The sequence below is a fragment of the Pseudomonas sp. FG1 genome, from assembly GCF_034313875.1.
Lineage (GTDB): Bacteria > Pseudomonadota > Gammaproteobacteria > Pseudomonadales > Pseudomonadaceae > Aquipseudomonas > Aquipseudomonas veronii.
In genome coordinates this window covers 6,671,244-6,684,071 of the sequence record NZ_JAVIWP010000001.1, presented here as the reverse complement: position 1 = coordinate 6,684,071, position 12,828 = coordinate 6,671,244, and the positions used below count along the sequence as shown (strand labels likewise).

Annotated in this window: 14 protein-coding genes; all 14 read left to right on the top strand. The window is 60.5% G+C overall.

From position 1 onward, the window contains the following. Positions 1 to 28 precede the first annotated feature (28 nt). The 14 genes from iscA (at position 29) to der (ending at position 12,827) form a co-directional block, all read left to right on the top strand. A complete protein-coding gene (gene iscA, locus RGV59_RS30780) occupies positions 29 to 352 on the top strand; it encodes an iron-sulfur cluster assembly protein IscA (protein WP_010565230.1) in 324 nt (107 codons plus the stop codon). A gap of 8 nt (positions 353 to 360) precedes the next feature. Then, positions 361 to 882: a co-chaperone HscB gene (gene hscB / locus RGV59_RS30775; protein ID WP_046382174.1), complete on the top strand. Its 522-nt coding sequence runs from the start codon at positions 361 to 363 to the stop codon at positions 880 to 882. 51 nt (positions 883 to 933) lie between these two features. Beyond that, positions 934 to 2,796: a Fe-S protein assembly chaperone HscA gene (gene hscA / locus RGV59_RS30770; RefSeq protein WP_046382175.1), complete on the top strand. Its 1,863-nt coding sequence runs from the start codon at positions 934 to 936 to the stop codon at positions 2,794 to 2,796. A gap of 3 nt (positions 2,797 to 2,799) precedes the next feature. After that, entirely contained in the window at positions 2,800 to 3,141 is a 342-nt protein-coding gene (gene fdx / locus RGV59_RS30765) for an ISC system 2Fe-2S type ferredoxin (RefSeq protein WP_017846181.1), read from the top strand. Positions 3,142 to 3,155: 14 nt separating this feature from the next. Further along, positions 3,156 to 3,356 carry a Fe-S cluster assembly protein IscX gene (gene iscX, locus RGV59_RS30760; RefSeq protein ID WP_017846180.1) on the top strand — a complete coding sequence of 67 codons (201 nt, stop codon included), beginning with the start codon at positions 3,156 to 3,158 and terminating at the stop codon, positions 3,354 to 3,356. Between the two features lie 91 nt (positions 3,357 to 3,447). Then, on the top strand, positions 3,448 to 3,873 hold the full coding sequence (gene ndk, locus RGV59_RS30755; protein WP_017846179.1) for a nucleoside-diphosphate kinase: 426 nt from the start codon (positions 3,448 to 3,450) through the stop codon (positions 3,871 to 3,873). A gap of 28 nt (positions 3,874 to 3,901) precedes the next feature. Then, positions 3,902 to 5,050 (top strand): 23S rRNA (adenine(2503)-C(2))-methyltransferase RlmN, encoded by a 1,149-nt coding sequence (gene rlmN / locus RGV59_RS30750; RefSeq protein ID WP_017846178.1) that lies wholly within the window; start codon positions 3,902 to 3,904, stop codon positions 5,048 to 5,050. Positions 5,051 to 5,062: 12 nt separating this feature from the next. Continuing rightward, positions 5,063 to 5,821: a type IV pilus biogenesis/stability protein PilW gene (gene pilW / locus RGV59_RS30745; protein ID WP_046382178.1), complete on the top strand. Its 759-nt coding sequence runs from the start codon at positions 5,063 to 5,065 to the stop codon at positions 5,819 to 5,821. Next, positions 5,821 to 6,846: a RodZ domain-containing protein gene (locus RGV59_RS30740; RefSeq protein ID WP_102617301.1), complete on the top strand. Its 1,026-nt coding sequence runs from the start codon at positions 5,821 to 5,823 to the stop codon at positions 6,844 to 6,846. The genes pilW and RGV59_RS30740 overlap by 1 nt, the downstream gene beginning before the upstream one ends. A gap of 2 nt (positions 6,847 to 6,848) precedes the next feature. Next, positions 6,849 to 7,958: a flavodoxin-dependent (E)-4-hydroxy-3-methylbut-2-enyl-diphosphate synthase gene (gene ispG / locus RGV59_RS30735; RefSeq protein WP_017846175.1), complete on the top strand. Its 1,110-nt coding sequence runs from the start codon at positions 6,849 to 6,851 to the stop codon at positions 7,956 to 7,958. Between the two features lie 23 nt (positions 7,959 to 7,981). Beyond that, positions 7,982 to 9,271: a histidine--tRNA ligase gene (hisS, locus tag RGV59_RS30730; protein WP_017846174.1), complete on the top strand. Its 1,290-nt coding sequence runs from the start codon at positions 7,982 to 7,984 to the stop codon at positions 9,269 to 9,271. 41 nt (positions 9,272 to 9,312) lie between these two features. Then, entirely contained in the window at positions 9,313 to 9,954 is a 642-nt protein-coding gene (locus RGV59_RS30725) for a YfgM family protein (RefSeq protein ID WP_017846173.1), read from the top strand. Further along, positions 9,947 to 11,098: an outer membrane protein assembly factor BamB gene (gene bamB / locus RGV59_RS30720; RefSeq protein WP_017846172.1), complete on the top strand. Its 1,152-nt coding sequence runs from the start codon at positions 9,947 to 9,949 to the stop codon at positions 11,096 to 11,098. The genes RGV59_RS30725 and bamB overlap by 8 nt, the downstream gene beginning before the upstream one ends. 259 nt (positions 11,099 to 11,357) lie before the next feature. Continuing rightward, entirely contained in the window at positions 11,358 to 12,827 is a 1,470-nt protein-coding gene (gene der / locus RGV59_RS30715) for a ribosome biogenesis GTPase Der (RefSeq protein WP_017846171.1), read from the top strand. Position 12,828 lies beyond the last annotated feature (1 nt).

Genomic DNA, 12,828 nt, shown 5'->3' with positions numbered 1-12,828 from the left:
GCATTTGGCGACGAGTAAGGAGTCAACGATGGCTATCAGCATGACAGAAGCGGCTGCGCGGCACGTGCGACGCTCCCTGGATGGGCGCGGTAAAGGTGAGGGGATTCGTCTGGGTGTTCGCACCACGGGCTGTTCCGGCCTTGCCTATGTGCTGGAGTTCGTCGACGAGGTAGTGGCGGAAGATCAGGTGTTCGAAAGTCACGGCGAGAAAGTGATCATCGACCCGAAAAGCCTGACCTACCTGGACGGCACCGAACTCGATTTCGTCAAGGAAGGGTTGAACGAAGGCTTCAAGTTCAACAACCCCAACGTGCGCGGTGAATGTGGCTGCGGCGAAAGCTTCAACATCTGAGGCTACTTGTGGGCACTCCTTGTCATTTCGCTTTATTCGAGTTGCAACCGAGCTTTCGGCTGGACCTCGAGCAGCTTGCCACGCGCTACCGTGAATTGGCGCGTGGCGTGCATCCGGACCGCTTTGCCGACGCTTCCGAGCGTGAACAGCGCCTGGCGCTGGAGCAGTCGGCCAGCCTCAACGAAGCCTATCAGACCCTCAAAAGCCCCCCCAAGCGCGCGCGTTACCTGCTCGCGATGAACGGTGGTGAGTTGCCGCTGGAAGTCACGGTGCATGATCCGGACTTTCTGATGCAGCAGATGCAGTGGCGCGAGGAACTCGAAGACTTGCAGGACGAAGCCGATCTGGCGGGTGTTGCGGTCTTCAAGCGGCGTCTGAAAGTGGCCCAGGATGAGCTCAACGAAAGCTTCGCAGCCTGTTGGGACGATGCAGCGCAACGTGAGCAGGCCGAACGCCTGATGCGGCGCATGCAGTTCCTCGACAAGCTCTCCTACGAAGTGCGCCAGTTAGAAGAGCGCCTCGACGATTAACCCAGCGCTGCCCCTGTTGCACGCCTGAAAGACAGATAAGACCTGATTACCATGGCCCTACTGCAGATCGCCGAACCCGGCCAAAGTCCTCAACCGCACCAGCGTCGCCTGGCGGTCGGGATTGACTTGGGCACCACCAATTCCCTGGTCGCCGCCTTGCGCAGCGGCCTGTCCGAGCCGTTGCCCGATGCTGATGGCCAGGTGATCCTGCCGTCGGCGGTGCGCTATCACGCCGATCGCACTGAAGTCGGTGAGTCGGCCAAGCTGGCGGCGTCCACCGACCCGTTGAACACCGTGCTGTCGGTCAAGCGCTTGATGGGTCGTGGGTTGTCCGACGTCAAGCAATTGGGCGATCAACTGCCGTACCGCTTTGTCGGCGGCGAGTCGCACATGCCGTTCATCGACACCGTCCAGGGCCCGAAAAGCCCGGTGGAAGTGTCGGCCGATATCCTCAAGGTGCTGCGCCAGCGCGCAGAGACCACCCTGGGCGGCGAACTGGTGGGGGCGGTGATCACCGTGCCGGCGTATTTCGACGACGCCCAGCGCCAGGCGACCAAGGACGCGGCGAAACTCGCCGGCCTGAACGTACTGCGCCTGCTCAATGAGCCGACCGCGGCCGCCGTGGCCTATGGCCTCGACCAGCAGGCCGAAGGCTTGGTCGCCATTTACGACCTGGGCGGCGGGACCTTTGATATTTCGATCCTGCGCCTGACCGGCGGGGTCTTCGAAGTGTTGGCCACCGGCGGCGATACCGCCCTGGGCGGCGATGACTTCGACCATGCGATCGCGCGCTGGATCATCAGCAGTGCCGGTTTGTCCGATGACCTGGACCCGGGCGAGCAGCGCCATCTGCTGCAAACCGCCTGCGCCGCCAAAGAAGCCCTGACTGATGCGGCCTCTGTTGACGTTTCCTACGGCAATTGGTCGGCCAAACTGACTCGCGAAGCCTTCGATGCGCTGATCGAGCCGATGGTCGCCCGCAGCCTCAAAGCCTGTCGCCGCGCCGTGCGTGACTCCGGCGTAGAGCTTGAAGACGTGGCTGCCGTGGTCATGGTCGGTGGTTCGACCCGCGTGCCACGCGTGCGCGAAGCCGTTGCCGAAGCGTTCGGTCGTCAGCCGCTGACAGAAATCGACCCGGATCAAGTGGTGGCCATCGGTGCTGCGATCCAGGCCGATACCCTGGCGGGCAACAAGCGCGACGGTGGCGAACTGTTGCTGCTCGACGTGATTCCGCTGTCCCTGGGCCTGGAAACGATGGGCGGCCTGATGGAGAAGGTGATTCCGCGCAACACCACCATCCCCGTCGCCCGCGCCCAGGACTTCACCACCTACAAAGACGGCCAGACGGCCATGATGATTCATGTGCTGCAGGGCGAGCGCGAGCTGATCAGCGACTGCCGCTCCCTGGCGCGCTTTGAATTGCGCGGTATCCCGGCGATGGTCGCGGGCGCGGCGAAGATTCGCGTGACCTTCCAGGTCGACGCCGATGGTCTGCTCAGCGTGGCTGCGCGTGAATTGGGCTCGGGCGTTGAGGCCAGCATCCAGGTCAAGCCGTCCTACGGTCTGACCGACGGCGAAATCGCCAAGATGCTCAAGGATTCGTTCCAGTATGCCAGTGACGACAAGGTCGCCCGCGTACTGCGCGAGCAGCAAGTCGATGCCCAACGCCTGCTCGAAGCGGTGCAGGGCGCCCTGGATGTCGACGGCGAACGCCTGTTGGATGCCGAAGAACGCATGGTCATCGACCTGCAGATGCAGGAACTGGCCGAATTGATGAAAGGCTCCGATGGCTATGCCATCGAGCAGCAGACCAAGCGCCTGTCGCAAGTGACCGATGCCTTCGCTGCCCGCCGCATGAACCAGACGGTAAAAGCCGCCCTGGCGGGCCGCAACCTGAATGAAATTGAGGAATAATTGATGCCGCAGGTCATTTTTCTGCCACACGCCGAGCATTGCCCGGACGGTATGGTCGTGGAGGCTGAGACCGGCAAGTCCATCCTCGAAGTTGCCCATGAAAACCACATCGAGATCGAAAGTGCCTGCGGCGGTGTCTGCGCTTGCACCACTTGTCACTGCATCATTCGCGAGGGTTTCGACTCTCTGGAAGAAGCTGACGAGTTGGAAGAAGACTTTCTTGACCGCGCCTGGGGCCTGGAGCCGACTTCTCGCCTAAGCTGTCAGGCCAAGGTCGGGACCGAAGACATCACCGTCGAAATTCCGAAATATTCGCTCAACCATGCGGCCGAAGCGCCGCATTGATTCAAGGAAGTGTCATGAGTCTTAAATGGGTTGATGTGCAAGAGATCGCTATCCTGTTGGCCGATGGCAATCCGGATATGGATCCCTACTCGCTGAACTTTGTCGCTTTGCGTGACATGGTCATGGCTTTGCCCGGGTTTGACGATGAGCGCGACCGCGGCGGTGAAAAGGTCCTGGAAGCGATCCAGACTGCCTGGAAAGAAGAACAGGACTGACGCCTCCTTTACGCAGTTAGGCAATACCCAAGAACCCGCGTATAATTCGCGGGTTTAATTTTTCGCAAATTACCGTTTCTGGAGTTACACCATGGCTGTTCAACGTACTTTCTCCATCATCAAGCCTGACGCTGTTGCAAAAAACGTCATCGGCGAGATCACCACTCGTTTCGAAAAAGCCGGCCTGAAGGTTGTAGCCTCGAAACTCAAGCAACTGTCCAAGGCTGAAGCTGAAGGCTTCTACGCTGAGCACAGCGCTCGTGGCTTCTTCGGCGACCTGGTTGCCTTCATGATCTCCGGTCCTGTTGTCGTTCAGGTTCTGGAAGGCGAAAACGCTATCGCTCTGAACCGTGAGCTGATGGGCGCTACCAACCCTAAAGAAGCAGCTGCCGGCACCATCCGTGCTGATTTCGCTGATTCCATCGACGCCAACGCTGTACACGGTTCGGACTCCGAAGCCGCTGCTGCCCGCGAAATTTCGTACTTCTTCGCAGCTACTGAAGTAACCACTCGCTAAGCATTGGCTTAAGAGTGAAGGTGAATCCATGACTACATCGACTGTAAAAACCAACCTGCTGGGTCTGACTCAACAGGAAATGGAAAAATTCTTCGACTCGATCGGGGAGAAGCGTTTCCGTGCCGGTCAGGTAATGAAATGGATTCACCACTTTGGCGTCGATGATTTCGACGCCATGACGAACGTCAGCAAGGCCCTGCGCGACAAGCTCAAGGCTATTGCCGAGGTCCGTGGTCCCGAAGTTGTCAGCGAGGACATCTCCAGCGACGGCACCCGTAAGTGGGTGGTGCGCGTGGCGTCCGGCAGCTGCGTCGAGACCGTCTACATTCCCCAGGGCAAACGTGGCACCTTGTGCGTTTCGTCCCAGGCAGGCTGTGCCCTGGACTGCAGTTTCTGCTCCACCGGCAAGCAAGGCTTCAATAGCAACCTCACCGCCGCCGAAGTCATCGGCCAGGTGTGGATTGCCAACAAATCCTTTGGCAGCGTCCCGGCGACCGTCGACCGTGCCATCACCAACGTGGTGATGATGGGCATGGGTGAGCCGCTGCTGAACTTCGACAACGTGATCGCGGCCATGCACCTGATGATGGACGACCTGGGTTACGGCATCTCCAAGCGCCGTGTGACCCTGTCGACCTCCGGCGTGGTGCCGATGATCGATGAGCTGTCCAAGCACATCGACGTCTCCCTGGCATTGTCGCTGCACGCACCCAATGACGCATTGCGTAACCAATTGGTGCCGATCAACAAGAAGTATCCGCTTAAGATGCTGCTTGAATCTTGCCAGCGCTACATGTCGTCCCTGGGCGAAAAGCGCGTGCTGACCATCGAGTACACCTTGCTCAAGGACATCAACGACAAGGTCGAACACGCGATCGAGATGATCGAGTTGCTCAAGAACATCCCGTGCAAGATCAACCTGATTCCGTTCAACCCGTTTCCCCATTCTGGCTATGAGCGGCCGAGCAACAACGCCATCCGCCGTTTCCAGGATCAACTGCACCAGGCCGGCTTCAACGTTACCGTGCGTACCACCCGTGGTGAAGACATCGACGCCGCCTGTGGCCAATTGGTAGGACAGGTGCTGGATCGCACCCGTCGCAGCGAACGTTATATCGCCGTGCGCGAACTGAGCGCCGCCGACGATGTGCCGCAAAGCGCTGCGACTCGAACCTGAGAGAGGATCTCTATGCCCTTGCGCCTTGCGCTGCTTTTGCTTGTTACCGGTCTTGCGACCGGTTGTGTTTCATCGGGCTATGACAGCCCTTTGCAAACCGGCAAGGGCCGCGAAGAGGCGCGAGTGGCTTATGTGCAACTGGGCTTGGGTTACCTGCGTCAGGGCATGAGCGAGCAGGCCAAGGTGCCGTTGAAAAAGGCCCTTGAACTGGACGGCGACGATGCCGAGGCCAATGGCGCACTCGCCCTGGTGTTCCAGGCCCAGGCCGAGCCTGAGTTGGCCGAGCAGTATTTCAGCAAGGCCCTGGCTTCCCGTCCTGCCGATCCCCGGCTGCTGAATAACTACGGCAGCTTCCTGTTCGAGCAGAAACGCTATGACCAGGCTTCCCGTTATTTCCAGCAAGCCAGCGCCGATACCCTCTACCCAGAGCGGTCGCGCGTGTTCGAGAACCTTGGGGTGGCCTCCAAGCGTCTCGGCCAGCGTGACATCGCGCGCCAACACCTGGAAAAAGCCCTGCACCTGAACAGTCGCCAGCCTCGCGCTTTGCTCGAAATGGCTGAGTTGTCTTACGAAGACAGGCATTATGTGCCGGCACGTGACTATTACGAACGTTTTAGCCTGCTCAGCGGGCAAAATGCACGTAGTCTATTGCTCGGTGTGCGCCTGGCGACGGTTCATGAAGAACGCGACACGGCCGCACGTTATGGCCAGCAACTCGAACGACTCTATCCCGGTACGCCGGAATATCAGCAATACCTGTCGGAGCAATGATGAAAGCGGCGCACCCGGAAGTTGTAGCAGCTAATCGCGTAAACCCAGGCGACACCTTGCGTCAGGCCCGCGAAAGCAATGGTTGGTCGCTGGCGGAAGTGGCCCTCAAGCTCAATTTGACCACCACGTCACTGGGCAACCTGGAAGCCGGCGCGTTCGATAAGCTGCCTGGGCATACCTTCGCCCGCGGCTATATTCGCGCCTACGCCAAATTGTTGGGTATCGACCAGGCCATCTTGGTCCAGCAATTCGACCAGGTCACCGGCACCGACTCCCAGGGCAGCAACGTCCATGGTCTGGGGCGCATCGAAGAGCCGGTGCGGGTGTCCCACACGATCCTGCGCATCGTCAGCCTGTTGCTGCTGATCGCCGTGATTGGTGGCGGTTTCGTCTGGTGGCAGGACCAGGCATCCCAGCGCACCAAGGACCTGACCAGCAACGCCATGGAGCACGTCGAAGTCGAAAGCGCCGACGGCACCACGCAGATTCACCCGTTGGACGAGCCGGAAGACCAGGCTGTCGCCGAAGGCCAGGCTGCGCCCGAAGCGCCAGTGACGGCCGAGCAACCCGCGGCGGAATCGGCCCCGGCGGCCACCACTGCTGCGGTGCCGGCTCCAGCCGTATCGGCGCACGCCCCGGTCGTACCGGCTGCACCGGCGCACACTCCGGCGGCGCCTGTGGCGCAAGCCACCGCCCCGGTCGCTCCCGTGCCGGCGCCAGCGCCTGCCGCCGCCCCGGCGGCCCCCGCGATTTCGCCGCCGACCACCCCCGCGTTGATCGCCGGTGACGGGCACGTACAAATTACCTTCATTGCTGACTGCTGGACGCAACTCAGCGATGGCAACGGCAAAGTGCTGTTTAGCGGTCTGAAGCGTAAGGGAGATACGCTCGACCAGGGCGGCAAGCCTCCTTTGACGCTGCGTCTGGGCTTTGCCCGTGGCGCGCAAGTGGCCTACAACGGCCAGCCTGTCGACGTAGCGCCGTTCACCAGTGGCGAAACTGCTCGCCTGAAGTTGGGACAATAGTCATGCACGGCGAATCTCCAATCAAACGTCGCGTATCGCGCAAGATCTGGGTCGGCTCGGTGCCAGTGGGTGGCGACGCCCCCATCGCGGTACAGAGCATGACCAACAGCGACACCAACGATGTTGCTGCCACCGTCGCCCAGATCAACCGTCTGGAAGCCGCCGGCGTCGACATCGTGCGGGTTTCCGTACCGGATATGGATGCCGCCGAAGCCTTCGGCCGCATCAAGCAACTGGTCAAGGTGCCGCTGGTTGCCGACATCCACTTCGACTACCGGATCGCTTTGCGCGTGGCCGAACTGGGCGTCGATTGCCTGCGCATCAACCCGGGCAACATCGGTCGCGAAGACCGTGTACGCGCGGTGGTGGATGCTGCCCGTGATCGCGGGATTCCGATCCGCATCGGCGTCAACGCCGGTTCCCTGGAAAAAGACCTGCAAAAAAAATACGGCGAGCCGACCCCGGCCGCGCTGGTTGAATCGGCGCTGCGCCACGTTGAACACCTTGAGCGTCTGAACTTCCAGGACTTCAAGGTCAGCGTAAAGGCCTCCGACGTGTTCATGGCGGTAGAAGCCTACCGCCTGCTGGCCAAGGAAATCGTGCAGCCGCTGCACCTGGGTATCACTGAAGCGGGCGGTTTGCGCTCAGGCACAGTGAAATCTGCGGTGGGTCTCGGTATGCTGCTCGCCGAAGGGATTGGCGATACTATCCGCATCTCCCTGGCGGCAGACCCGGTAGAGGAAGTGAAGGTCGGTTACGACATTCTCAAATCCCTGCATTTGCGTTCCCGTGGCATCAACTTCATTGCCTGCCCGAGCTGCTCGCGGCAGAACTTCGACGTGGTGAAAACCATGAACGAACTGGAAGGGCGCCTCGAAGACCTGCTGGTGCCGCTGGATGTCGCGGTGATCGGTTGTGTGGTCAACGGGCCGGGTGAAGCCAAGGAAGCCCATATCGGCTTGACCGGCGGCACGCCGAACCTGATTTACATCGACGGCAAGCCGTCGCAGAAACTGACGAATGACAATCTGGTGGATGAGCTCGAAAGACTGATCCGCCAGAAAGCGGCCGAAAAGGTCGAGGCTGACGCTGCAGTTATCGCGCGCGGCTGATCCAGCGAATTTAAGGAATAGATGTGAGCAAGTCTCTGCAAGCCATTCGTGGCATGAACGACATCCTTCCGGAGCAGACGCCGCTGTGGCGCTACTTCGAGAACACCGTTGCGCGTCTGCTGGATAACTACGGTTACAAACAGATCCGTATGCCGATCGTCGAGTTCACCGAGCTGTTCAAGCGCTCCATCGGTGAAGTGACCGACATCGTCGAAAAAGAGATGTACACCTTCGAAGACCGCAACGGTGATTCCCTGACCTTGCGTCCGGAAGGCACCGCCGCGTGCGTGCGCGCCGTGCTCGAGCATGGCCTCACCGGCGGTGGCCAGCCGCAGAAGCTGTGGTACATCGGGCCGATGTTCCGCCACGAACGCCCGCAGAAAGGCCGTTATCGCCAGTTCCACCAGATCGGCCTGGAAGTGTTCAACCTCGACGGTCCGGACATCGACGCCGAACTGATCGTGTTGACCTGGCGCCTGTGGGGCCTGCTGGGCATCCGCGATGCGGTCAAGCTTGAACTCAACAGCCTGGGCACCAGTGAGTCCCGGGGCCGCTATCGCGTCGCCCTGGTCGAGTACCTGTCTGCCCACCTGGACAAGTTGGACGAAGACAGCCAGCGCCGTCTGAAAACCAACCCGTTGCGGGTCCTCGATACCAAGAACGCCGACACGCAGGCCGTGCTGGTCAATGCGCCGAAGATGGCCGATTACCTGGACGACGAATCCCGCACCCACTTCGAGGGGCTCAAGGCGCGCCTGGAAGCCGCCGGGATTCCTTACGTGATCAACCCGAAACTGGTGCGCGGCCTCGATTACTACAGCAAGACCGTGTTCGAGTGGGTCACCGACAAGCTCGGCGCCCAGGGCACCGTGTGTGCCGGTGGCCGTTATGACGGCCTGGTCGAGCAGATGGGCGGCAAGCCGACTCCCGGCGTGGGTTTTGCCATGGGTATCGAGCGCCTGATCCTGCTGCTGGAAACCCTGGAACAGGTTCCGGAAGAAATCTCCCGTCAGGTGGATGTGTACCTGTGCGCCTTTGGCGAGGCCGCCGAACTGGCTGCCCTGGCCCTGAGCGAAAAAGTGCGCGACCAGTTGCCGAACCTGCGCCTGCAGATCAATGCCGGCGCCGGCAGCTTCAAGAGCCAGTTCAAGAAGGCCGACAAGAGCGGTGCGCTGTACGCACTGATCCTCGGCGATGACGAATTGGCCCAGCAAGTGATAGGTTTCAAACCCCTGCGTGGCCAGGGCGAGCAACAGAACATTGCCTTTGATGCGCTCGCCGCGCACTTGGCCACCTGCGTCGTGCAGGGTTGAAGCTGTCGAACAGCCGAATTTAGCGATTAAGGAGTGTTGGGGTGTCGAGTACTGATGATGAGCAACTGGCCGAGTTCAAGGACTGGTGGCAGCGTAACGGCAAGCCCCTGGTTACCGGCGGCCTGCTGGCTTTAGTGGTGGTGTTCGGCTGGCAAGCCTGGCACAAGTATCAGGCCAACCAGTCCCAGGGCGCCTCGATCCTCTATCAGCAATTGCTGGAAAGCACGCTGACGCCGAGCGGCAAGCCCGATCCTGCGCAAGTGGCAGACCTGGCCGGCAAGCTCAAGAGCGAATTTGGCGGTAGCACCTACGCCCAATACGGTAGCCTGTTCGTCGCGAAAGTCGCGGTCGACACCGGCAAGCTGGATGACGCCGTCGCCGAACTGAAGGCCATCGCCGACAAGCCGACCAACCCGACCCTGGGTGAAATCGCACGTCAGCGCCTGGCTCAGGTATTGGCGGCACAGAACAAGGCCGACGAAGCACTCAAACTGCTCGACGGCGACGCTGACAAGGCATTTGTAGCCACTCGCGAAGAGCTCAAGGGTGACCTGTTGGTCCAATTGGGTCGTACCGACGAAGCCAATGCTGCGTACCAAAAAGCCAAGGCGGCGCTGTCTGATGAAGCGGCGGTCGGTGGCTTACAAATCAAGCTCGACGACTTGGCCAAAGGGGATGCGTGACGTGATCCGTTGGAAACATGCAGCATTGCTGGCTCTGGCCGTTCTGGCCGCGGGTTGCAGCAGCAACAGTAAAAAAGAACTGCCTCCGGCCGAGCTGACCAGCTTCAAGGAAGAAGTGGTCCTGCAAAAGCAGTGGAGCCGCTCCATCGGTGACGGTCAGGGCGAAACCTACAATATGTTGGTACCGGCAATCGACGGTGACAACATTGTGGCCGCTGACGTGACCGGCGTGGTGATCTCCATGGATCGCATGAACGGCGACGTGAAGTGGAAGAAAGACCTCGAACTGCCTGTATCCGGCGCCGTCGGCGTGGGTTACGGCATGGTCATGCTCGGCACGCTCAAGGGCGAAGTCGTGGCGCTGGACTCCAGCACCGGTGAAGAGAAATGGCGCGCTCGCGTGACCAGTGAAGTCCTCGCACCGCCTGCCACCAACGGCGACATCGTCGTGGTGCAAACCCAGGACGACCGTGTGATCGGCCTAGACGCCAGCACTGGCGCCCAGCGCTGGTTGTACGACAGCACCCCTGCGGTGCTGACCCTGCGCGGTACCAGTGGTCCGGTTGTGACCAATAATCTGGCCGTTGCGGGACTGTCGACCGGTAAAGTGGTCGCCCTGAATACCCAGAACGGCGTGCCGATCTGGGAAACGCGTGTGGCGATCCCGCAAGGTCGTTCGGAACTGGATCGCGTCGTCGACATCGACGGTGGTTTGCTGCTGTCCGGCGAAACCCTCTACGTCGCTACCTACCAGGGCCGTGTCGCGGCACTGGACCTGCAAAGCGGCCGCGTCAACTGGCAGCGTGATGCTTCCAGCTACGCCGGTGTCGCCCAAGGGTTTGGCAGCGTCTACGTAAGCCTGTCGTCCGGCACCGTTGAAAGTGTCGACGAACGTTCCACCACTGCGCTGTGGAGCAACGACTCTCTGGCCCGCCGTCAACTGTCGGCACCGGAAGTGTTCTCCAGCTACGTAGCGGTAGGCGACTTCGAAGGCTACCTGCACCTGCTGAGCCAGGTAGACGGTCGCTTTGTGGGTCGCGAGCGCATCGACAGCGACGGCCTGCGTGCGCGTCCGCTGGTCGTGGGTAACATGCTTTATGTGTTTGGCAACAGCGGCAAGCTGGAAGCCCTGACCATCAAGTAAAGGTTTGACTATGCTTGGGGTTACCCCCAGGCGGCCCTGCTTCATTGCTTAATGTAGGAGCGAGCTTGCTCGCGAAGGACGTCAACGCTCACGCGGGTTTCTGGATAAACGCGGCGTCCTCAGGTTTTTCGCGAGCAAGCTCGCTCCTACAGGAACCAGTGTCGGGCAGGGTATGTGGCATTTCAAATGCCGCCCCGAGCACCAGCCGCTGCCTTGCAGCGGCTTTTGTATTTTCTGAAATAACGAAGTGGAGAGCCGCATGGTTCCCGTAATCGCCCTGGTGGGCCGACCTAACGTCGGCAAGTCCACCTTGTTCAACCGCCTGACCAGGACTCGCGACGCCATTGTCGGCGACTTGTCCGGTCTGACCCGTGATCGCCAATACGGTGAGGCAAAGTGGCAAGGGCGCTCCTACATTATTGTCGACACCGGTGGTATCTCCGGTGACGAGCATGGCATGGACGAAAAGATGGCCGAGCAGTCGCTGCTGGCCATTGAAGAAGCCGATGTCGTGTTGTTCCTGGTGGACGCCCGCGCGGGCTACACCGCTGCCGACCAGATGATCGGCGAGCACCTGCGCAAGCGCAACAAGCGTTCCTACGTGGTTGCCAACAAGATCGACAACATCGATCCTGAAATGGCCCGTGCCGAATTCAGCCCGATGGGCCTGGGCGACGCGATCCCGATCGCCGGTGCCCACGGTCGCGGCATCACCCAGATGTTGGAAATCGCCCTGCGCGACTTCCCTAAGGATGACGCCGAGGAAGAAGAGGGCGAAGAAGAGGTCGTCGCCGAAGGTGAGGAAGCCAAGCGCATTCCGGGCCCGAGCGAAAAAGACGGTATCAAGATCGCCATCATCGGCCGTCCCAACGTCGGCAAGTCGACCCTGGTCAACCGTATGCTCGGTGAAGACCGGGTCATCGTGTATGACCAGCCCGGCACTACTCGCGACAGTATCTACATCCCGTTCGAGCGTAACGACGAGAAGTACACGCTGATCGACACCGCTGGTGTGCGCAAGCGCGGCAAGATCCACGAGGAAGTTGAAAAGTTCTCCGTGGTGAAAACCCTGCAGGCGATCAAAGACGCCAACGTGGTGATCTTCGTGATGGACGCCCGCGAAGGCGTGGTGGACCACGACCTCAACCTGCTGGGCTTCGCCCTTGAGGCTGGTCGGGCGCTGGTGATCGCGATCAACAAGTGGGATGGCATGACGCCGAGCGAGCGCGATTTCGTCAAGATCGAACTGCAGCGTCGTCTGTTCTTCGTCGAGTTCGCCGATATCCACTTCATCTCGGCACTGCACGGCACCGGCGTGGGCAACCTCTACGCGTCCGTACAGAACTCGTTCAAGTCTGCGGTCACCCGCTGGCCGACCAACCGTCTGACCCAGATCCTCGAAGACGCGGTCGGCGAGCACGCACCGCCGATGGTCAACAACCGCCGGATCAAACTGCGTTACGCCCACTTGGGTGGTGCCAACCCGCCGATTATCGTGATCCACGGTAACCAGATCGAGAAGGTGCCTAAATCCTACGTGCGTTACCTGGAAAACACCTACCGCCGTGTCTTGAAGCTGGTCGGTACGCCGATCCGTATCGAGTTCAAGGGTGGCGAGAACCCATACGAAGGCAACAAGAACACACTGACTGACCGTCAGGTGAACAAGAAGCGTCGTTTGATGACTCACCACAAGAAGGCCGACAAGAAGCGCCGCGACAAGCGCTGAT

Coding starts and splice junctions, on each gene's coding strand:
- iscA (WP_010565230.1), top strand. CDS start 29: ATGGCTATCAGCATGACAGAAGCGGCTGCGCGGCACGTGCGACGCTCC.
- hscA (WP_046382175.1), top strand. CDS start 934: ATGGCCCTACTGCAGATCGCCGAACCCGGCCAAAGTCCTCAACCGCAC.
- fdx (WP_017846181.1), top strand. CDS start 2,800: ATGCCGCAGGTCATTTTTCTGCCACACGCCGAGCATTGCCCGGACGGT.
- iscX (WP_017846180.1), top strand. CDS start 3,156: ATGAGTCTTAAATGGGTTGATGTGCAAGAGATCGCTATCCTGTTGGCC.
- ndk (WP_017846179.1), top strand. CDS start 3,448: ATGGCTGTTCAACGTACTTTCTCCATCATCAAGCCTGACGCTGTTGCA.
- rlmN (WP_017846178.1), top strand. CDS start 3,902: ATGACTACATCGACTGTAAAAACCAACCTGCTGGGTCTGACTCAACAG.
- pilW (WP_046382178.1), top strand. CDS start 5,063: ATGCCCTTGCGCCTTGCGCTGCTTTTGCTTGTTACCGGTCTTGCGACC.
- RGV59_RS30740 (WP_102617301.1), top strand. CDS start 5,821: ATGAAAGCGGCGCACCCGGAAGTTGTAGCAGCTAATCGCGTAAACCCA.
- ispG (WP_017846175.1), top strand. CDS start 6,849: ATGCACGGCGAATCTCCAATCAAACGTCGCGTATCGCGCAAGATCTGG.
- bamB (WP_017846172.1), top strand. CDS start 9,947: ATGCGTGACGTGATCCGTTGGAAACATGCAGCATTGCTGGCTCTGGCC.
- der (WP_017846171.1), top strand. CDS start 11,358: ATGGTTCCCGTAATCGCCCTGGTGGGCCGACCTAACGTCGGCAAGTCC.